The organism is Leptolyngbya sp. CCY15150 (assembly GCF_016888135.1).
Classification (GTDB): domain Bacteria; phylum Cyanobacteriota; class Cyanobacteriia; order RECH01; family RECH01; genus RECH01.
On sequence record NZ_JACSWB010000173.1, the window covers coordinates 29054 to 50152 of the forward strand.

At 52.6% G+C, this 21099-nt stretch carries 14 protein-coding genes; 7 read left to right on the forward strand and 7 right to left on the reverse strand.

The window, feature by feature from the left end; genetic code table 11:
- Positions 1-288 precede the first annotated feature (288 nt).
- The 3 genes from JUJ53_RS11740 to JUJ53_RS11750 all read right to left on the reverse strand — a co-directional run bounded on the left by JUJ53_RS11740 (position 289) and on the right by JUJ53_RS11750 (position 3131).
- Positions 289-1581 (reverse strand): lysophospholipid acyltransferase family protein, encoded by a 1293-nt coding sequence (locus tag JUJ53_RS11740; RefSeq protein WP_204152207.1) that lies wholly within the window; start codon positions 1579-1581, stop codon positions 289-291.
- 33 nt (positions 1582-1614) lie between these two features.
- Positions 1615-2118, reverse strand: a complete 504-nt coding sequence (locus JUJ53_RS11745; protein WP_204152208.1) for a gluconokinase — start codon at positions 2116-2118, stop codon at positions 1615-1617.
- A 335-nt stretch (positions 2119-2453) separates the two neighbouring features.
- Entirely contained in the window at positions 2454-3131 is a 678-nt protein-coding gene (locus JUJ53_RS11750) for a late competence development ComFB family protein (protein ID WP_204152209.1), read from the reverse strand.
- Between the two features lie 406 nt (positions 3132-3537).
- On the opposite strand from JUJ53_RS11750, the gene sbcD reads away from it, so the two are divergent.
- From sbcD to JUJ53_RS11785, 7 genes are all read left to right on the forward strand, one after another.
- Positions 3538-4842, forward strand: a complete 1305-nt coding sequence (gene sbcD / locus JUJ53_RS11755) for an exonuclease subunit SbcD (RefSeq protein ID WP_204152210.1) — start codon at positions 3538-3540, stop codon at positions 4840-4842.
- A gap of 568 nt (positions 4843-5410) precedes the next feature.
- Complete coding sequence (locus JUJ53_RS11760; protein ID WP_204152211.1) at positions 5411-9784, forward strand: PAS domain S-box protein; 4374 nt, start codon at positions 5411-5413, stop codon at positions 9782-9784.
- A gap of 142 nt (positions 9785-9926) precedes the next feature.
- A complete protein-coding gene (locus tag JUJ53_RS11765) occupies positions 9927-10358 on the forward strand; it encodes a response regulator (protein ID WP_204152212.1) in 432 nt (143 codons plus the stop codon).
- 5 nt (positions 10359-10363) lie between these two features.
- Positions 10364-13111, forward strand: coding sequence for a PAS domain S-box protein (locus tag JUJ53_RS11770; protein ID WP_204152213.1), 2748 nt, complete (start codon positions 10364-10366; stop codon positions 13109-13111).
- Between the two features lie 63 nt (positions 13112-13174).
- Positions 13175-14386, forward strand: coding sequence for an EAL domain-containing response regulator (locus tag JUJ53_RS11775; RefSeq protein WP_204152214.1), 1212 nt, complete (start codon positions 13175-13177; stop codon positions 14384-14386).
- Positions 14387-14486: 100 nt separating this feature from the next.
- Entirely contained in the window at positions 14487-15611 is a 1125-nt protein-coding gene (locus JUJ53_RS11780; RefSeq protein ID WP_204152215.1) for a response regulator, read from the forward strand.
- A 287-nt stretch (positions 15612-15898) separates the two neighbouring features.
- On the forward strand, positions 15899-16240 hold the full coding sequence (locus tag JUJ53_RS11785; protein ID WP_204152216.1) for a hypothetical protein: 342 nt from the start codon (positions 15899-15901) through the stop codon (positions 16238-16240).
- Positions 16241-16602: 362 nt separating this feature from the next.
- On the opposite strand, the gene psb29 is transcribed toward JUJ53_RS11785, so the two are convergent.
- From psb29 to JUJ53_RS11805, 4 genes are all read right to left on the reverse strand, one after another.
- Positions 16603-17322, reverse strand: coding sequence for a photosystem II biogenesis protein Psp29 (gene psb29, locus JUJ53_RS11790; RefSeq protein WP_204152217.1), 720 nt, complete (start codon positions 17320-17322; stop codon positions 16603-16605).
- Positions 17323-17531: 209 nt separating this feature from the next.
- On the reverse strand, positions 17532-17888 hold the full coding sequence (locus tag JUJ53_RS11795) for an STAS domain-containing protein (protein WP_204152218.1): 357 nt from the start codon (positions 17886-17888) through the stop codon (positions 17532-17534).
- 368 nt (positions 17889-18256) lie between these two features.
- Positions 18257-19294 (reverse strand): oxygen-dependent coproporphyrinogen oxidase, encoded by a 1038-nt coding sequence (hemF, locus tag JUJ53_RS11800; protein WP_204152219.1) that lies wholly within the window; start codon positions 19292-19294, stop codon positions 18257-18259.
- 251 nt (positions 19295-19545) lie between these two features.
- Positions 19546-20823 (reverse strand): peptidoglycan-binding protein, encoded by a 1278-nt coding sequence (locus JUJ53_RS11805; protein ID WP_204152220.1) that lies wholly within the window; start codon positions 20821-20823, stop codon positions 19546-19548.
- Positions 20824-21099 lie beyond the last annotated feature (276 nt).

The window sequence follows — 21099 nt, forward strand, 5'->3', positions numbered from 1 at the left end:
TGACTGAATCTAGGCTGAAGTCTAGGCTGATTCAATACATAGCTGTCTTCAGCTTGGTTAAAATACGCCCTAGCTAATTGCTCCGGCATTGCTGAATCGATATATGATTTGCACTAGAGAACGTGAGCGAGACGCTTACCTTGATAGTGAATGAGTTGTGAGTATGAGCATCCTGATCACGTTCTAATTTCATAGCCTCATTCAGCAACGCCAACTTTCCAACATCTCTAGACTGTCTTGGCATTCTAACCCATGGAATGATGGCTATAGATGTCTATTCCGCAACGATCAGGAGTCTGGTTGACATACCTTGGACATCACCTCTAGATCCTGAACTACGGCGGCGTGAACCTTGGCTACGACATGATCCACCGTTGCCGATCGCTCCTGTTGATACTCGTCCAACCTATCTTTTAAGTTGTAGGGTTCTCCAATAGACACTTGGGCGATCCGGTGCCCCTTGGGCGGGGGTTGATCGATATTAAACACTTCGCGCTCTAGGCGGATCAAGGTGTCGAGAAAGCGCTCAGGGGTTGGATGGGTACCAACATAGCCATCATAGATAGCATCAAAATTGAGCAGGCGAATCATGGTCTTTTCTACTAAACTGTAGCTCCAGTCCAATTGCTGATCGACGGCATTGGCTTGGGTGCGCAACCGGTGCTGAATTTTGTAGACCCGTTCGCGGATGAAGTCTCCGGGCGCTGAGGTCATCGATAGCTGCTGCTCACAGGCTTCAATTACCCGGTGTTTCAAGACATGAATGCGATCGTTCCAGTCTTGATGCAGGGAGTCTGGTGGAGTTAGTCCATAGTCAGCTTCAATGGTGCTTAAGACCCGTTCAGCGATCGCTCTCAGACGCCCATAGTCATCAGGTTGGGTATCTGGTTCATAAATGATGCCAAAGTGAGTTTCTAGTCCCTGGAGCGATCGCTCAATAATCGGTTGGGTCTCGTCGGTGTAGTGATATTTGATGCTCACAGGCACCACATAGAGATTAGGAATGGTTTCCTGGGTCTTGGCGTACTTATTCAACGCTTGGAACGCCATATGAATGCCCCCGGATCGAAAGGGCATCACCGTATCGTTTTGGAAGGAACAGCCGCCTTCAGGAAAGATCACCAAGTGGCAGGCTGGCTCGGTCAACAGCGCTAAGGTTTGGGCAATACTGGGGCGATCGGCTAAGCCACGGCGAATGGAGTACATCCCCAACTGCTGAAGCAGCCACCGTAGTCCCTTAGTCACGTAGCCTGACTGTGCCAATCGGTGCAAGGGCTTGAAGCCTGCCGATATCAGAAACATGGTGCTGGGATTATCGAAGGTCTCATAGGCGGCCATGTAGTAGAACGGCTGCTTTACCTTAGCCGACAGTATAAACATCACCACAGGATCATGAAAGGTGGGATGATTGGGTAATAAGAGGATGCGATCGCCCTTGAGGTTGATCAAATGCTGCAGATGTTCCGGCGCAACCTCCAGATCAATCCAGTAAAGCCAGCGGGCTATCCACCCAGCATTCCACTGAATCAGGCGTACCAGCCATGGACGTAGCGTTGGCGGATAGAAGTCGAGGGAGGTCATAGCATGGTCGGTGGGATAGGAGCGATCGCCATCCTAGTCCGTCTGTCCGTCCATGGACACAAGGGCGAGATTGACGATATGGGTGTGAATAGCTTGAACTATAGCATCGAGGGGTTGATCCAAGGCAACCACCAACGCGTCTTCGGGTTCTTCTAGAATGGCAAACTGGCTAGCAAGCAAATCTACCTCCATAAAATGCTGGCTACGCTGTTGCATCCGATGGTAAATCACATCGTAGCTGCCTTTGAGATAAATAATAGATACGTGATGACAACCTTGCTGGATGCGATCGCGATAGGATTGCTTGAGGGCAGAACAGGCTAAAATAGTCGGGCGCTGTTGGGTGACCCGTTCAGATAGGATATCGGCAAGGGTTGCAAGCCATGGGGCGCGATCGCTGTCGTCTAAGGGTTGCCCTCGCCGCATTTTGTCAATATTGGCGGCTGGATGAACATCATCGGCGTCGAGAAACTCCCAGTTCAAAGCATCGGCTACGCGCTGGCCAATGGTCGTCTTGCCTGAGCCTGATACGCCCATAATCATTACTATGATGGTCATTGAAGAACATGATCGAGCTTTTCTAGAGGAGATTAACATAAAAGCTAACGCTGTGACGTTATGCTCTACCTCCATGGGTGTTTCGGTAACTCCAGATGATTGATTCTAGCTTTTAGGATGCAATATCTTATGTATCAATATCTGATCCTTTTATGCCACACTTCTTTAAAGAAGCACGTTATTTTAGGATGCCTTAGCGACAGCTAACGCATCATTGACAGGGCTTGTGGTGCGTCACGCTTCGCGAACACACCCTACATCCAAGGCTGCTGCATATTAAATTGGCATGGCTAAGATGCTGCATAGGGTGTCAGCTAAAGTTGAGATAACGGATGGCTCCAGTCGGTAAAATCTTCAGGCGATCGCGTCACAGGTTGGGGTACCACGTCGAGATTAATGGTGGAGCTGGTTTGAGCCTCTAGGGATTCTAGCGGTTGGCTGGCTGCACTATCGGGCAAGCGATCGGCAAAGGGATGTCGCCAGGGACGATGGTTCGCTACGCTAGGCGGGCGGCGAGGCGGTTGATCCAGGTCGTTCCAAGCCTGCTGACGGTGAGATGTTGTGTATAGTTCTGCTTTGGCAGAGGCAGGCTGATGGTTATCTTGGCGCAGGGCCCGCTCAACTAAGCTGGGTACGGTATCCCAGTTCAAGGAGTCATCCTGAAACAGGGTGCGCATCTGTTGCAGCACCTTTTGGGGCGTCTGTTCGACATCCGAAAGGGGAGTCTGGCTACGAATCGGGTCGCGCTGCACGGCAGCGATCGCCCGTTGTACGGCCTGATTAATCTGCTGGCCATAGTGGCTACGCCCTCTGCGCAATTGATACTTCAGCCCCTTCTCGGTCGTTGCGTAGAGGGAGGGCAGTTGGTTGAGAGCGTAGGCGACCAGTTCATCAACTTTCATATAGGCTGACACCCGAGATGGCAGTTGTTTTAACTGGCATTCAACAGCTTCCTCGGTGAGCAGTTCCATAACATTTTTGTAAGTTCCCATGGCATCAAGTCCGTGAAGAGAGAAGGATCCAACCGTTGGCTATCGGCCCAGCAAGCCTAGGTCTGAGCAACTGGCTGACCCTTGATGGGTAAGTAAGATTTACCTGAATGCTGTCTTAATCATGCACCTTCATGCCATGCATCCTAGCGATAACTACGGAGGTTTGAATATAGCGATCGCCCTCCCTTCAGCAAATCTTTACCGGATGATGGTGGCTGATAAAGACTCGAAAAATTTAGGGTAGAAAAATCCTGATCTTGAAATCGGTTTTAATCGCTGAATCCATACAGCAGCTTCACAAATAGACCCTCTTGTTGAGGGATTGATGAGGCTCCCTGCTCCATCGCGACAAAAATACGGTATAACCAGGACAGAAGGCGGATGTTCTGTTCCCTGAGGGGGCTTGATGATCAAAGTACTGCACCTATCGGATATCCATCTAGGCAGCGGCTTCTCCCATGGACGCATTAACCCAGCAACGGGTCTGAATACCCGCCTAGAAGATTTTGTGAGTACGTTATCTCGCTGCATCGACCGGGCGATCGCTGAACCGGTCGATCTGGTGCTGTTTGGTGGCGATGCGTTTCCCGATGCCACGCCGCCGCCCTTTGTGCAAGAAGCCTTTGCTCGGCAGTTTCGTCGCTTGGTAGATGCGGATATTCCTACGGTGCTGCTGGTGGGCAACCATGACCAACATGCCCAAGGGCAGGGCGGAGCCAGCCTTTGCATTTACCGTACCTTGGGCGTACCGGGCTTTGTAGTGGGCGATCGCCTCGAAACCCACCCGATCACGACCCGCCACGGCGATGTGCAGGTGATTACCCTGCCGTGGTTGACGCCCTCGACCTTGTTGACCCGTCCACAAACCGAGGGACTGTCGTTGGCCGAGGTGAATCATCTGCTGATCGATCGCCTGCGGGTGGCCCTAGAAGGCGAAATCCGGCAGCTTGATCCCAGCATTCCCACCATTCTCCTCGCCCATCTGATGACCGATACGGCCTGCTATGGAGCGGAACGCTTTCTAGCGGCTGGCAAAGGGTTTACGGTACCCATGCCCCTACTGACCCGCCCTTGTTTTGACTACGTGGCCCTAGGGCATGTGCATCGCCATCAAGTACTGTGCAAGGATCCGCCGGTGGTCTATCCCGGCAGCATTGAGCGGGTAGACTTTAGCGAAGAAGCGGAGGATAAGGGCTATGTATTGGTTGACCTAGAGCGCGGCCACGCAGAGGTGCAGTTTTGTCCGCTGCCGGTGCGTCCGTTCCACACCCTGCGGGTTAATCTTTGTGATGCGGCCATGCCCCAAGCTAAGCTGCTGGAAGCGATCGCCCGTGCTCCCATTCAGGATGCCGTCGTGCGGCTCATGTATCAGCTTCATGCCGACCAAATCGATGCGCTTGATGCTGCGGCGCTGCATACGGCGCTGGAGGCCGCCCATACCTACACCATTCATCCCGAGTTAATCAGCCAGCTTGCCCGCCCACGCCTACCAGAACTGCGCAGCGATCGCAGCCTGGATCCCCTAGATGTATTGGAAACCTATATTGCTAGCCGAGATGATTTGCGCGATCTGGGTAGCGATATGATGGCGGCGGCGCTGGCGTTGCTCAACGATGATGACCCCGCTTGGACGGAGGTGGAGCCGAGTCTCGATCAACCCTCCCCAAACCATCAAGACGAACCCAGCACCGCACAATTACGGTTACTGTAATAAATGACACATTGGCGAGTTATGCCTTAGCTAGGTGTAGCTAGGCTGTCAGTACAATCTCAGATAACAGAGGGGCGATCGCCTTAGATTTCCCAGTTCTTACGGATAGTGTTCTGGAAAATAACAAGCTTTGATAGACCTAGGATCTTAGCGGGGTGAATGCGTTAGGCTTAAAGTCAGAACTTACCAATCATCATCGATTCGTCTGTCCCACTGTCCCACAATCTACTCTACAATCTGGCTCCCCATGCCTAGCTCCTCATGTCTGACCAAGAGGGTTAGATTCTATGGCTTGGATTATCATGATTCGGATCCTATGACTTGGATTCTATGGCTTGGATCCAACCCTTGGGAGCGCCTGCTTGAGAGCCTACGGGTGGGAGCACGCCGTTAAGATCCTCTAGCCTAGCTAGATGAAGTGGACTGAGATACCCATAGAGAGCAGCCGGCCGGGCTTTGTCCTGTAGGGCGCTGCTGTAGTCCTAGTTTTGGTTGTGTCAGCCATGGCTCATCTAGCGTTGATGATTTTGATGACTATCCGCGATCGCGCCGTCTCACTGCAGCGTCCATGACCTACCCCCTATCCTCTTCTGTTTCGGCTGGAGATACCGTATCTTCCGCATCTTGTTCATCCTTGGCAGCCCAACTGCAAGCCAGCGATCGCACCTACCGCACCCTCATTGACCGCATGAAAGAAGGGGTGGTGATTGTCGATGGAGACGGCATCATTCAGTTTGTCAACCAACGCTATTGCCAGATGCTGGGGTATGCCTCTGCAGATCTGATTGGCCGCCATGAGTCAACGCTGGTAATTCCCGAGCATCGTGACAACCTGGCACAACGATCGGCCCTGCGCCAACAAGGGATCAGCGATCAATATGAACTGCAGTTCAAGACGCGATCGGGAGATACCCTTTGGTGTCTTGTCAGCGGGAGTCCCTTCGTGGATGATGACATGGGCATTCACGGGTCGATGGGTATGTTGATCGACATCACAGAACGGAAGCAAGCTGAACTGGCCTTGCAGAAGAGTGAAGCGAAGCAGCGGGCTTTATTAGAAGCTATCCCCGATCTCATCCTTGAGCTGGATGGCAACGGCACCTATCTAAATATCTTTGTTGCGCCAGACTTTCCCTTTATTGGCAATCTAGACAATCCTGTAGGTAAAAATCTGGCCGATCAACTGCCACACGACATGGCGGTCGAACGTTTGCACTATATTCGCCAAGCTATTGATACAGAGCAGCTACAGGTCTATGAATACGACACAGTCGGCCCCCAAGGCGTCATCCATGAAGAAGCGCGGGTGGTGAAAAGTGGGGCGGATGAAGTGCTGGTGATTGTCCGCGATATGACAGAGCGCAAGCGCATGGAATCCAGTCTGCGAGACCTCACGCGGCTCCAGCAGGCAATTCTCGACCATGCCGATTTCACCATTTTATCGACGGATACCCAGGGACGGATTCAAACCATGAATGCGACGGCCCAGCGCCTTTTGGGCTATGACGCTCAGGCGTTGATGGGTCAGGCAACGCCGTTGCTGTTCTACTGCCCGGCTGAGGTACGGAGACGGGCGATCGCGTTATCCGTCGCTTTAGAACAGCCCGTAGTAACGAACTTTGAGGTGTTGGTAACCCCTCTGGCTGCCAATGATCCCAAAGAACAGGATTGGACCTACATTAGCCGCACGGGCGATCGCATTCCCATGGCGGTGTCTGCAACAGCGTTACACAATCCCCAGGGAGACTGCACCGGCTATTTGCTGATTGGGCGCAACATGTCTGTCCAGCGCTGTCTAGATGGCGAACGGCGAAAATTGGCGTCAGTTGTGGAAAATAGCTCGGAATTGGTGGGCATCCTGTCGCTGCATGGCCCGCTGGAGTTTCTCAACCGGGCTGGTCAGCAGTTGTTGGGTTTAGAATCTGGGGCGATCGCCCATGTGCAGCTTGCGGATTTGATCCATCCCCAAGATCAGGTGGTGCTATCAAGCTGTATGGTGCCGATGCTGCAAGCAGAGGGGGCTTGGCACGGGGAGATCAACCTGCGCCATGCCATCACCCAGGCAACCATTCCAGTATTGCTGAACGCATTTTGGCTCGATCACACAGACTCCAACGTCTCCCCCCAAGTGGCGATCGTGGCCCAAGATATTACGGAACTGAAGCAAGTGGCGTCGGCGCTCTCCTCTGCCCAGACGCAGTTTCGACGGCTGTTTGCCAACGTTCCTGGCATGATCTTCCAATACATTCGCCATGGGGACGGTCAGCAGTCGTTTCCGTTTATTGGCTATCAATGTATTCGCATTTTTGGTCTCGATCGCTACGTCTTCCAAAGCAATCCGTCTCTGTTTTGGAGCATGGTGCATCCCGATGATCATGAGCGAGTGGCCCAAGCTCTAGACTATTCCCAAACCAGTCAACTGCCGATACAGCAAGAGTGGCGGATGGTGTTGCCTACGGGGCAGATCTGCTGGGTACAGGGGATTGCCCGCCCTGAGCGGCAGGACAATGGGGATATGTTGTGGGACGGCATCCTGCTTGATATTAGCGATCGCAAACGCTTAGAGGAGGAGCGTAACCAGTTTTTTAACCTCTCGCCAGACATCATGGCGATCGTAGATTTTAAGGGGCGCTTTCTCTCGGTTAACCCTGCCATTGTCAATGTGCTGGGCTATAGTCCAGACACCATTCAGGGACAGTTAGGCTGCACCTTCGTTCATCCTGATGACGAGGCTGCCCTGCAGGCGCTCCTCAGCCGCATCACCAGCGGCAGCGCTACCTACAGCCAGGTTGACAATCGCTATCGCCACCAAGATGGTTCCTATCGTTGGCTGTCGTGGCGCACGGTGGCGGTGCCCGAAAAGCAACTGATCTATGCGATCGCCCATGATGTGACAGAGAAGAAGCAGGTTGAACAAGCCCTGCTGCGATCGCGCAATGAGCTGGAGCAACGGGTGGCAGAGCGCACGGTTGAGCTGCATGAGGCCTACCAGCGACTGAGTTCGCTGATCGAAAACTCTCCCATTGGCGTAATTGAATGGAACAGCCATTTTCAGGTTCAGGGATGGTCTCCGAGGACGAGTGAAATTTTTGGCTGGAAATTTGGAGAAGTGGTGGATAAGCATCCTAATGATTGGCCCTTCATCTATGAGGACGACATCGATCAAGTCAATCACGTGATGCAAGACCTGCTCTCGGGGTATCAGCCTCACAATGTTTGCCACAATCGCAATCTCACCAAAACCGGAGAGGTGATCTACTGTGAGTGGTATAACTCCACCTTGTTTGATGATTCTGGACAGCTCATTTCTATGCTGTCCTTGGTGCTGGATGTCACAGAACGACGGCAGGCTGAGCAAGAGCTGCGGGCGTCCCAAGAGCGATTTGCCATGGCCTTTAATGCCAGCCCCATTCCCTTAAGCATTACCTCCTATCCCGACAGCCGCCATATTGCCGTCAACGAGGCCTGGATTGCCAACACCGGCTTTAGCCGCGAAGAGGCGATTGGCCGCACCTCAGAAGACATGCAGTTTTGGAACTCCTCCCAAGAGCGCCAGGCCTTTTTGGAGACCATGCAAGCCAAGGGGCATGTGCAAAATATGCTGATCCACTCCCAAGTTCAGGGGGGAGACGTTCAAACTATGCTGCTGTCCTCGGGACGCATTGAGCTGGGGGGGCAACCCTGTTTGTTAAGTGCCTGCTTGGATATTAGCGATCGCATTCGGGCAGAAAAGGCGCTGCGTACCAGCAAGGAGTTTTCCGAAAATCTCATTGCTAATCTACAGGATGGCTTTTCCCTGCTGGATCACCGAGGTGTGCATCTGGACGTCAACCCAGCCCTGTGTGATATGACCGGCTTCAGTCGCGATGAGCTGATCGGTACGGCGATGCCCCATCCCTACTGGCCGCCGGAGGAGCAGGCCACGATTATGACGGCGGCCCAAACGCTGGCCAACGGCCAGGAACTGGATGATGTTGAACTCATCTTTATGCGCAAGAATGGTCAGCGTTTTCCCGTGATCGTCACGCCCACCATTCTTTACGATGAGCAAGGCACGATCACCAACTACATGGCGCTGATCAAAGACATTAGCCATATCAAGCTGGTGCAAGAAGAACTGCGGCGATCGCGGGATGAGCTAGAACTGCGCGTTCAGCAGCGCACAATGGAATTGGCTGATGTGAATGCCTATCTGCAAACCCAAATTATGGAGCGGGAAAACCTCACCCAGCAGCTTTTGCATTCCAACCAAGAGCTAGAGCAGTTTGCCTATATTGCATCCCACGATCTACAAGAACCGCTGCGGGCAATTACCAGCTACACCCAACTCCTGGCCCAGCGCTACGAGGAACAGCTTGATGAACGGGCAGACAAATACATTCACTACATTGTGGATGGGGCCAGCTATATGCAGCAGCTCATTCAAGACTTGCTCAGCTATTCCCGAGTTGGGCGGGGTGAGCTGACCCTTGAACAGCTTGATCTCAATCAGGTGTTGCAGCAAGTCGAGAAAAATCTAGATGCCGCGATCGCTGAAGCCGAAGCTCGTCTTCACTACGATCCCTTGCCCACCATCACGGCGGATCTCAACCAGCTCACCCGTTTACTGCAAAACTTGGTGAGCAATGCCATCAAATATCGCAGCGATCGCTCCCCAGAGATTACGATTACGGTGGAAGACTTGGGCGACTATTGGCTGTTTACCCTGCAAGATAATGGCATTGGCATTGATCCCCAATATGCCGATCGCATTTTTATCATCTTTCAGCGGCTACATACCCGCCGTCAATATTCCGGTACGGGCATTGGGTTGGCCATTTGCAAAAAGATTGTGGAACGCCACCATGGCACGATCGGCGTACAGTCTCAACCTGGACAGGGTTCAACCTTCCGGTTTACGATTGCCAAAGCCTTGACCCAACAAGCTTTCTTGGAGGAATGATTCGAGGTTCGCTGGTCGTCTGAAGCTGGTCGCCTCAAAACGTACAAGCGTTTAGGGGAATACGACCCCTCACAACAGGAGTTACTATTGGAGAAATTGTGACGCCTCCATCTGTCCATCGTCCACGCTCTGCCCTGTATTCATGTCTATTGAGATTTTGCTGGTTGAAGATTCTCCAAGTGATGCAGACCTTGCGATCGAAGCCCTCCGTAAATCTAAGGTACTCAATCACGTCCATGTCGTAGAAGATGGAGTGGAGGCGATCGCATTTGTTCGACACCAGGGAGACTATGCCAATCATCCGCACCCTGACCTCATTCTGCTAGATCTCAACTTACCTCGAAAAAATGGTCGTGAGGTGTTGGCTGAGCTGAAGTCTGATCCAGACTTGGCCACCATTCCTATCATTGTCCTCACCACATCCTCCGCCGAGGAGGACATTCGGAGTGCTTATAGCCTCCACGCCAATTGCTACCTGATTAAACCGGTCGATTTAGAGCAATTCATGACCCTCATCAAAGCGATCGAAGATTTTTGGCTTGCTGCCGTCAAACTGCCGCCGCGAAGGACGTAGAGCGCATGGTCAACTCCCCCCTCAAAATTTTGTTGATTGAAGATAATCCGGCCGATGCGGATCTATTCCAAGATGTGCTGGATGATGCCAATTCGCTGTCCTGGACGTTGATGCATGTGGAGTCTTTGCAAGCAGCGATCGCCCACCTCGATACCCAGGCTTGTGATGTGGTGCTATCCGACCTCTCCCTGCCCGATGCCCAAGGTTTGGAAGCCGTCACCCAACTTCATGCAGAGTTTCCTGACCTAGCTATTGTGGTGCTCACGGGGCTGCGCAGCGAAGAGGTGGGGCTCTCTGCCCTGCGAGCTGGAGCCCAAGACTACTTGGTGAAAGGGCAAATTGACTATGCGTTGCTGATGCGCACGATCCGCTATGCGGTGGAGCGATCGAAAACCCAGCGCGTCATGCGCCAGCAAGCGGCGGCCATGGCCGCCTCGCGGGATGGCATTGCCATTGTCGATCAGCATCACTGCTTTACTTATCTTAACCAAGCCTTTGTAGACATCTATGGGTACCATCAGCCCACAGAACTTTTAGGGCGGGGATGCTGGAGTGTTTATGCAGATCAGGAGCAGGCTAAAATTCAAGCAGAAATTTTGCCCGCGATCGCCCGGCAGCACCACTGGAGCGGTGAAATCATGGGACAGCGGCAGGATGGCACGTTGTTTTACCAAGAGCTATCTCTCTCCCGCTTTGGGCAACAGGAGTTTGTTTGCATCATTCGCGATATTAGCGATCGCAAGCTAGCGGAAGCCGACCTACGCATTGCCCGCTACTCCCTCGACCGGGTGGGGGATGCGGTCTTTTTGGTGCAGGACGATGGACAAATTCTCTATGTCAACGAAGCCGCCTGTGAGGCTCTTGGCTATAGCCAGGATGAACTGCTAGCTCTGTCCATTGATAAGATTGATCCCCACTACCCGCAGTCCCTTTGGCAGTCCCATTGGCAGAATTTCAAGCAGCGGGGTAGCTATACGGAAGAGTCGATCAACCTGACTAAATTGGGTCAGGAGATCCCCGTCGAGCTCAACTCTAGCTATCTAGAATTTGATGACAAGGAGCTTAAGTGTACGATCGTCCGCAACATTAGCGATCGCAAGCGATCGGAAGAAGCCCTGCGCCAAAGTGAAGAAAAGTTTCGCCAACTGGCCGAAAACATCCACGACTGCTTTTTTCTGCTGTCTGCCGACGGACAGCAACTCCTCTACATCAGCCCTGGCTATCAAGACATTTGGGGCTATCCCTGCCCGTCCCTGATGGAAGATCCCAAAGCCTGTTTCTTTGATGGAGCCCATCTAGAGGATCAAAATCGCATCCGTCAGGCCTTCAAAGCTCATCTCAGTGCCAAGACCGACCTCAACGAAGAATACCGGATTGTGCAATCTGACGGTACGGTGCGCTGGGTCTGGATCCGGGCCTCCTATGTGCTGAACTCCGTTGGCCGTCCCTATCGAATTGCTGGTATTGCTGAAGACATTAGCGATCGCAAGCAGGCGGAGACAGCTCTACAATCCCAGTTTCGGCTACTGCAAATCCTCATCGATACCATTCCCAACCCAATTTTCTATAAAGACACCCACGGGATTTATCTAGGCTGTAACCGAGCATTTGAAGACTATCTGGGGACGACCCGAGAGGTCATCATTGGTCAAACCATTGATGCGATCGCTCCCCCTGAGCTAGCCAACAGCTATCGTGATGACGCCAAAACCCTGCGCCACCTCCATGGAGGCAACCAGGTGTATGAAAGTTCCGTGGTGCGGGCCGACGGCACGCGTCAAGATGTCATTTTTTACAAGGCGCTCTTTCATGATGCCAATGGTCGCCCCCAAGGCGTTGTCGGCACCTTGTTGGATATTACGGAGCGCAAGCAAACCGAAGCCGATATTTTGCAAACCCTGGAGCATGAAAAAGAACTCAATGAGCTAAAATCTCGGTTCATTTCCACCGCATCCCACGAGTTTCGCACGCCCCTCACCACTATTTTGAGTGCGACGGAGCTGCTGGAATATCCAGACTATAAGCTCAAGCCAGAGAAACGGCTGCGCTACTACCAGCAAATTAAATCAGCGGTGCAGCATATGATTCAGCTCTTGGATGATGTATTGCTGATCAGCCGCTATGACTCGGGCCGGCTCTCCTTTACGCCCATTCCCCTCGACCTCGCTGAGTTTTGTCGAACCTTGGTGGAGGGCATTCAGCTCAATGCCAATCAACTCAATGCCCAGCAGCACGCGATTCAATTCACCTACCTACCGCCCAGTCCGGCGGAATTAGCAGCGATCGCCAATCAGCCGCCGATCACCTTGCCCCTGCGTCCTTATCTCGACGAAAAACTGTTGCGGCATGTGATTAGCAACCTGCTGTCCAATGCGCTGAAATACTCGCCAGCCCATGCTGAGATTGAATTCCAGGTGACGATTCGACCTTCCCCGCAGGCCAGCGCGCCGCTCACCGCCACCTTCCTGATTCGCGATCGCGGCATTGGTATTCCCTCGGAAGATCTATCCCGATTGTTCGAACCCTTCCACCGCGCTAAGAATGTGGGCACCATTCCCGGAACGGGTCTAGGGTTATCCATTGTTAAGAATGCCATCGATCTTCACGGCGGCCATATTCAGATTGACAGTATCCTAGGGGAGGGCACCAGTTTTATAGTTGAGTTACCCCTACACTTTTCTGCAACTGGATTCACGACCATTCCCCATCCAGAGGCACTGAATTCTTTGGGCGTTCACCATGAATCGTCATGAACCATCATGATCATGGTTGACGGCAGTTGCTGAGTAGTCCCTATCCCTAAAGGTCCGCACCCTATGTCTCCCAAAAAGATCTTGGTTATTGAAGATGAACCCATGCTCCGCGATCTCATTTCAGATTTGCTGGAAGCTGAGTGTTATGAACCAATCTGTGCTGAAGATGGGATATCTGGGTTACAAATGGCTCGCGACATCACCCCAGACTTAATTTTGTGTGATGTGATGCTGCCAGGAATAGATGGCTACGGCATTTTAGCGGCCTTGCAGCAAGAGGTCATCACCGCCGCCGTTCCGTTTATTTTTCTAACCGCCAAATCAGAGCGCTTGGATATCCGCCACGGCATGGCCTTGGGTGCTGACGACTATATTACCAAGCCGTTTGATCGTCTAGATCTTCTTGATACCATTCGTACGAGGCTCAAGAAGCAAGCCGCTCTGCATCAAGCCTACGGCAATGCATCTGAAGGATCTCATACCCAGATCGAAGATCGCGATCGCCTCCTGAAAGCTTTAGAGCAGGATGAATTCTCCCTCTACTACCAGCCTCAGATCAGTCTACAAACGGGTGAGTTGGTGGGAGCAGAAGCTCTGATTCGCTGGCATGATCCGCAGCGCGGCCTGGTTCCTCCCAATGACTTTATTCCCCTAGCCGAGTCTACGGGGGTGATCATCCCCATCGGGCGCTGGGTATTACAAACAGTATGTCAACAAGCGGTGACATGGCAAGAACAGCGGATGCCGCCGCTTAAGTTAGCCGTTAATATATCTGGGGCACAATTTAATCGTCCTGATCTCATTCCCGAGATAACTCAGGTGCTCGATCAAACTGGGTTGCCTCCGCGTTACCTCAGTCTTGAATTGACCGAGAGCCTGCTCGTACAAAATGTGGAAAGCACCATCAATACCCTGAACGAACTCCATGCTCGGGGATTACAGGTGTCGGTGGATGATTTTGGCACCGGCTATGCATCGCTGGGATACCTGCAGCATTTCTCGTTTAATACCCTGAAGTTAGATCGCTGTTTTGTAAAGCAGGTAAATCAAAATACTAAGAATGCAGCGATTGTCATGGCTCTCATTCAAATGGCCCACAGTTTAGATCTCGATGTGATTGCTGAAGGAGTGGAAACGGAAGATGAACGAGATTTCTTAGCCATGCATCGTTGTGATGCCATGCAGGGTTACTTATTTAGCCGACCCTTACCTGCTTTAGAGTTTGCTCAACTCGTCACGCGCTGCCAAGTCGCCGTAGATGTATCCTTCCGTTGACCTACCAGAGCCTGCTGTTTATTGCTGTTCTATCGACGGGGCGATCGCTGCCTGAGCTCCAAAAACTGCTTACATATGACTCCCTATACCTTTTTTCATGATGAACAGAATTTTAGTGATTGAAGACGAAGATGCTATTCGTGAACTCATCTCAGATATCTTGGAAAATGAGGGATACGAGGTCTTTTCCGCCCCTAATGGTCAAGAAGGTCTTCAGCTCGTTACCCAAACTGATCCAGATTTGATTCTGTGTGACATCATGATGCCAACCCTGAGTGGCTACGACGTGCTGGCTCATGTGCGATCTGTTTCTCAAGCAGAGACGACGCCGTTTATTTTTCTGACGGCGAAGGCCAGCCGCTCCGATCAACGCCATGGCATGGAAATGGGTGCTGATGATTATTTGAGCAAGCCCTTTACGCGACTAGAACTCCTCAATGCGGTGGATGCACGGCTCCAGAAAAAGGCTGTGGTGGGGAGCCATTATCAGCGCAAGATTGAGGAACTACGCAAAAACATTGCTCAGGCTATGCCCCATGAGTTACTTACCCCATTAAATGGGCTGATGGGTTTAGCAGACATCCTGAAATATGAGCATGATGGTATTGATGCAGAGAGCCTCTCAGAAATTGCTGATGGCATTAGCCTATCTGCCCGCCGACTCCATCGTGTAATTAACAATACCTTACTCTATTCCAAGCTGCGAGTCTTGGCTAGTGATGAGGTTCAGGCGGCCGAGTTTCGATCCCATATCTTACAGCAGCCAGAGTTTGTGGCTCAATGTGCCGCGATGGATGTGGCAGAACAAAAGGGACGCCAGACCGATCTGACGATGGCCATGGAGAATGCCACAATTGGGGTGAGTGAGGCTAATTTACAGAAAATCATTGAAGAGTTGATTGACAATGCCTGTAAGTTTTCCTTGCCAGGTACATCGATTGTGGTGTCGGGTGGGCCAGAGGGGGATGGGTATCATCTCTGTGTGAGCGATCGCGGCCGAGGGATGCAGCCAGAACAAATTCAAGCCATTGGAGCATTTCAGCAATTTGAGCGCCAGCTCTATGAGCAGCAGGGCAGTGGTTTAGGATTGGTGATTGTGGAGCAGTTGGTGAATCTATATGACGGCAGTTGGCGCATTGATAGTGATCTTGATGGCGGTACCCAGGTGCATCTTTGGGTGCCCTTGGCGGATGACCAGGCCCTTGAGGAGTTGCTGAACTTTTAGATGCGGCCAGCTATTAGATGCGGCCAGCTATGGGTGATCTGCCGCGATCGCTCTCCCCGTCGAGCTTCAAGCGAGTCGGCTACCTCTATATGCAGAGATGAAAAGGCGATCGCTTGGGTCGATGGGTAGACGCACTTTCTCTAATCATCCTCCATGCTAGAAGTAACGCGACTGAGGCAGGGCGATCGCTGATCTCCTGGCTCCAGATCCCGTAAGACAGAATAGGGCAATCCTACAATAGGATAATCCTGAATCTGTCTTGATCATTAGCCTACAGGAGGACACCTATGAGTGGTGACCGCATTCAACGAGATAACTACGATCGCGGTATTATGCCCGCTGAAACGGCTGCCCGCATAGAGCGGGAGCAAGAAAACTATAAGCAGCCCCCCACCGATGAGGAAGACATCAACACCACGGATGGTTACACCGTGGATAATGAAGGGCTGGTGAATAACTTCGCCGTTGAGCCAGAAATGTACTATGAAGAGCCAGGCGATCGCAAGGCTCAGAAACAGCAAGAAAAGGCTCAGCGTGTTCAAGAGTTGACTGAAGTTAACGAAACTCAAGAGGAAGGACGCTTAACAGATGCCTACGACAACCGAGGTAAGGGGATCGGCGCGATCTAGAATCTAGATGTTGACTAGATGTTGACCAGCGGGACGCCTGCCGACGTGAGGCTCTAGTAGACGGGAGGGATCATGCGCGCAGGCTGATGTTCCGTCCTAGAATCTATGGGCATCAGGAGGCGATCGCTATACCTCAGCGATCAACAGCTCCTCCCAAATTGGGCGTTCTGCAAGATCTAGATCGCTCCAACGTAATAGCACTATCCCCTACGGACAGAAGTCCGTAGGGGATAGTGCTTTTGGTAGGTCTTGAGATGAGTTTGGTAGGTCTTGAGATGAGATGGACTGCGATCAGGATGGTCGATCAATCAGGTTGCCCAGAGCGATCGCCTGGGTTTAGTCCTAGGGAAGCGATCGAAGCATTAAGGTGTTTCGGGCGTTTCTGCTACCGGATCGCTGGAAGCGGCCATCTGTCGCTGTTTTTCCCGCTCTTCTTTCTTCTTGCGGTCGGCTTTGAGAATATCTTCCATCACCGACTTGGCTTGGACAATTTTGTCAAGATTGCTGCGATAAAGCTCTAGGTCTTTTTGCATCTTGCTGGTGGGCAAATGCATGAGTTGACCGAGTTCTTCCAGAACCTGATTGCAACGATCGCTTTGGGTCAACAATTCTGGATCGATGCACTCCAAAAGGCGATAGAGACCAATGGCAAACAGGCGGCTGTACTTAAATGACCCTGAAGCTGCTACACCTCGTAGGGTAGACACCGTTAAGCGATCGTCACTGCTGTCTTCTGCCTTGAGGCTGTCGATCAACCCTTCAATGGAAAACTGCCCGGCTTCTGCCTGGAGCTGCTCGGCGCTTTGGCGATAGGTTTGCGGATCCGACTCAATCGCCTGGCATAAAGCTGCAAACATAGATGTTTGGTCATGCTCTGGTTGGTAGCCCTGCATGAAGCGATCAAAGGTGGTTACCGTTCCTAAGGCGTAAATGGCATCGTAGCGGAAATCGGCATTTACAGACAGTAAATGCATTTCAACCATCAACTCCTCGACAACACGGCGATAGATCGAGTTGATCGGGCGAGTGTGGAGCGTGTAAAAAGCACGCTTCGTATCAGAGACAGTGCGGACGTTATTCACAGTTCGACTCTACATCTAACGTAATCCCAACGTAACTCTATTGTCCCGTTTTGCGGGACGTTTGCCAAGCAACGCGCTGGAGGGTTTGATTTGTATGACTCTGGTTATTGAAGCAAGGGTAGGATTCAGGCCATGAGGGCTTAAAAGTATCTACCTTCTAGCTCTTACTCCCTAAGCATTTCATGATCCTGCGTTGCAGCATCCATAGCCTACTTCAAGTTACTTGATGCACGGCTCAAGGCGTCTTCTTCGGTTTCATAAATGTCAAACACAGAGTCCATCATCGTCACTTCAAAGACGAGCTTAGCTTCTGGATGAACGTTGCATAGGCGAAAGCTGCCTTTGTTTTTGTCTGCGTCGCGCATTCCGGCCACGAGGGAGGTGAGGCCAGAGCTATCAATAAAGTTAACCTGCCCCAAATTGATCACAACGTGGGGGCTAACGCTGGAAATACATTCTTGGAGTTTGAGGCGAAACTGCCAGGCGGTGGTGATGTCTAATCGTCCTGTTGGAGCCATCACAATTACCGTTCGGCCATCTTGGGTTTTGTGTTCTGTCTGCTCCATGGGAATGCTCAGCTTGCGTTGAGAGTAGGGTGCTAGGAAAGATGCGCTTGACCCGTAACGATCGCCCCTAGGAATGAGGTCTAGACAACGGGCGATCGCCCACGTGACGAGATCCCTATGGATCGTCGAGTCTAAGGCGATTGATGACGGCCGATGCCTTATGAGACATCGTGTTCACCAGAAAACTAGCGACTAGAGCTGGTTCACATTACCCAGTAGCTTAACTCATTTTTGCACGATCCGAAGGATTCCGCCCAGGCCATGGGCAGGGTGCCAGAGCCCTACCGGATCGCCCCGGTTGAACGCTTGGGTCTATCAAAGCATTCTATCAGCCGTGCCGGGAGCGATCGCCCTCAGCACGGCAGGTCTTAGGACTGCCAGTTCACCCAGTCTTGGGGCTTTAGGAAAACGTCGTAGAGTTCGGATTCTGGCGTGTTGGCTTCGGGCTTGTAGTCATATTCCCAGCGCACGAGGGGCGGCAGGGACATCAAAATAGACTCGGTGCGACCATTGGTCTGCAGACCGAAGATCGTGCCGCGATCGTAGACGAGGTTGAATTCTACGTAGCGCCCGCGACGGTAGAGTTGAAACTGCCGCTGGCGATCGCTGTATTCAGTATCCTGACGGCGTTCCACAATCGGTACATAGGCGGGTAAAAATGCCTGACCACAGTCTTGCACAAAGGCGAAGATCTGTTCCCAACTGCGCGGTTCAACGTCGCCCAGGTTACGGCTATAGGCAGCGGCGGGGCCATCGGGGTCAGGGCCTTGATAGAGCTCTTGACGGCGACCATCTTGGTAGTCAAAGAAGATGCCGCCGACGCCCCGAGTTTCATCCCGATGCTTCAGGTAGAAATATTCATCGCACCACTGCTTAAAGGTTGGATAGTAGTCGGGATGGTGGCGATCGCAGGCTTGCTTAAGAGTTTGGTGCAGGTGGGTAGCATCTTCTGCGAAGGGATAATAGGGGGTGAGATCCAGACCACCGCCAAACCACCACACGGGCCCAGCTTCAAAGTAGCGATAGTTTAAATGCACCGTCGGCACGTAGGGATTGCGAGGATGCAGCACCATAGAGGTACCCGTGGCGTAGAATTTGTGACCCTTAGCTTCAGGACGCTGGTTCAAAATGGAGGGTGGTAGGGTGTTGCCCCAGACTTCAGAGAAGTTAACGCCGCCCTGTTCAAAAACTCGGCCATCGCGAATCACCCGCGACCGACCGCCACCGCCCTCTTCACGCTCCCAGGAATCTTCTTTGAACGTGCTTTGCCCATCTAAAGCTTCAAGGCGCTGACAAATTTGATCCTGGAGCCCTTGGAGAAACTGGCGGATGCGCTCGTGGGAGTCTGCCGGAGGTGCGGTTGCGAGGGGATCGGCCGTAGACGGGTTAATTGGAGAATGTACCATCGTTATCAATAATGTCGAGTAAGGTCGAGATCGGTGCAGTATGGATATTGATTGGGTGTGGTCAATCCTTGTCATGCCAGCCAGCCCTCGTCTCCTGGCATTCAAACCTAAACCAGAGCGATCGCCATGCTCAGTGCGCAGGGCGATGAGAGTGGGTGAAGGGCTTACCACATGCCGCGATCTAGACTATCTTGATCTGGGACAGCTTGAGCAATCTGCTCACGAATGTTAATGGCGATCGCTACCTTGGCTTAAAATTGCCCTTGGAGAATATCAGACTCATTGAGGTTATATTCCCGTTGAGCTGCCTGGATAGCAGTGCGGGTTGCTGGGCCTAAGATGCCATCCAGAGCCCCCGTATACAGGCCGCGATCGGCGAGTCGTCGCTGTAATTCCAAGACGCTAAATCGCCCTGTTGTGTCTGCGACTGGAGCTGGAGTTGTGGGGGCTGGAGTTGTGGGAGCTGGTGTTACAGGCGGCGGCACCGTGACAACCGGTGGGGTTGGCGGCGTTGGCGGCGGGGTAGCGGCAACTTGGTCGAGCCGAGCGCGGGTTTGGGCCCCAGCTACCCCATCTGGCGTCAGGGCCTGAGACCGTTGAAAGGCCGTGACGGCATCCCGAGTACCGGGGCCGTAGATTCCGTCTAGTCCTCCCTGGTAAAACCCGAGAGACTGAAGCAGGGTTTGGAGGGTCAGCACTTCTGGGCCAGATTCACCAAATTCTAAAATCCCATCATCGGGATCGGGCACCCTTACCGGTGGAGTGGTTGGGGCAGGAGTCGTGGGTGGCGTAGGCGCTGCGGCTGCCACAGCAGAGGAACTACGCAAGGCTGCCTCTGTACCTGGGCCAACAATGCCATCCACCGTCAGGTTATTGCGGGATTGGAAGGCTCGTAGCGCCGTATCAGTGCCAGCACCAAAGTCTCCATCAATGCCGCCTGTGTAGTAGCCCAGCGCTGCTAGGCGTTCTTGCAGAGCAACGACCTGTGCGCCAGTGCTGCCACGCCGGATAAAGCCAGAGGTGCTGGCTGGTGCTGTGGCGGCTGGTGCCACGGGGGTGCCAAATAGGGCTGTCTCCGTCGATGCACCGACAATGCCATCCGTGGGCAACCCAGAATCTGCCTGAAACTGCCGTACCGCTGTTTCCGTAAGAGCACCAAAAAAGCCTGTGATCGGGCCATCGTAGTAACCCAGATCCTGGAGGGCGCGCTGGAGGCGTTCTACCGGAGCTCCAGACGCCCCTCGACGCAAGACAAGGGCTTGGCTGATCAGGTTGGGTGAGCGTTGAGCTACCTCATTCTGCAGCCTTGCACTGGGAGCTTGGGCGAATCCTGGTGCGGCATAGAGCCCAGACAACCCCAGCAACCCAACCCAGAGCCCTAGGCGGGATCCCAGCCCTAAGCCTTGACGTGAATCGGGTTGTGAACGGTTGGAAAAGCGCTGGCAGGGTTGCCCTCGTTTTGCTGAGGACATCAGCACCGGGGGGGCGCTGACTCTCGTTCCCAGTTGACGCACGTTGAAAATATCCATAGTAGCTACTGCAATACTTAAATCACGGGACTGGAATCACTACAACAGCCTATCAGACGCCCAGAATCCTTTGGTTTGAAGGGGGACTGGGTTGAGTTGGTAAGAATGGGCGACGTGAACGATGCCGACGCTACCCTCTAAAGATGTCCCCTTGAGCCCATGCTCCATGGCGTCCTTCTAAAAATAATCGAATTTTGAACCAATTGTTTACATTTGGAACATCCGTAGCCTACTCTTGAACCCGGATGTTGACCCACCCGACTTTAAAATTCTTAT

Excerpts from the sequence above, each read along its gene's own strand:
- JUJ53_RS11770 (WP_204152213.1), top strand. The coding sequence starts at position 10,364 with ATGGTCAACTCCCCCCTCAAAATTTTGTTGATTGAAGATAATCCGGCC.
- JUJ53_RS11795 (WP_204152218.1), bottom strand. The coding sequence starts at position 17,888 with ATGGAGCAGACAGAACACAAAACCCAAGATGGCCGAACGGTAATTGTG.
- JUJ53_RS11785 (WP_204152216.1), top strand. The coding sequence starts at position 15,899 with ATGAGTGGTGACCGCATTCAACGAGATAACTACGATCGCGGTATTATG.
- JUJ53_RS11780 (WP_204152215.1), top strand. The coding sequence starts at position 14,487 with ATGAACAGAATTTTAGTGATTGAAGACGAAGATGCTATTCGTGAACTC.
- sbcD (WP_204152210.1), top strand. The coding sequence starts at position 3,538 with ATGATCAAAGTACTGCACCTATCGGATATCCATCTAGGCAGCGGCTTC.
- JUJ53_RS11775 (WP_204152214.1), top strand. The coding sequence starts at position 13,175 with ATGTCTCCCAAAAAGATCTTGGTTATTGAAGATGAACCCATGCTCCGC.
- JUJ53_RS11805 (WP_204152220.1), bottom strand. The coding sequence starts at position 20,823 with ATGGATATTTTCAACGTGCGTCAACTGGGAACGAGAGTCAGCGCCCCC.
- JUJ53_RS11760 (WP_204152211.1), top strand. The coding sequence starts at position 5,411 with ATGACCTACCCCCTATCCTCTTCTGTTTCGGCTGGAGATACCGTATCT.
- JUJ53_RS11740 (WP_204152207.1), bottom strand. The coding sequence starts at position 1,581 with ATGACCTCCCTCGACTTCTATCCGCCAACGCTACGTCCATGGCTGGTA.
- JUJ53_RS11765 (WP_204152212.1), top strand. The coding sequence starts at position 9,927 with ATGTCTATTGAGATTTTGCTGGTTGAAGATTCTCCAAGTGATGCAGAC.
- JUJ53_RS11750 (WP_204152209.1), bottom strand. The coding sequence starts at position 3,131 with ATGGGAACTTACAAAAATGTTATGGAACTGCTCACCGAGGAAGCTGTT.
- hemF (WP_204152219.1), bottom strand. The coding sequence starts at position 19,294 with ATGGTACATTCTCCAATTAACCCGTCTACGGCCGATCCCCTCGCAACC.
- JUJ53_RS11745 (WP_204152208.1), bottom strand. The coding sequence starts at position 2,118 with ATGGGCGTATCAGGCTCAGGCAAGACGACCATTGGCCAGCGCGTAGCC.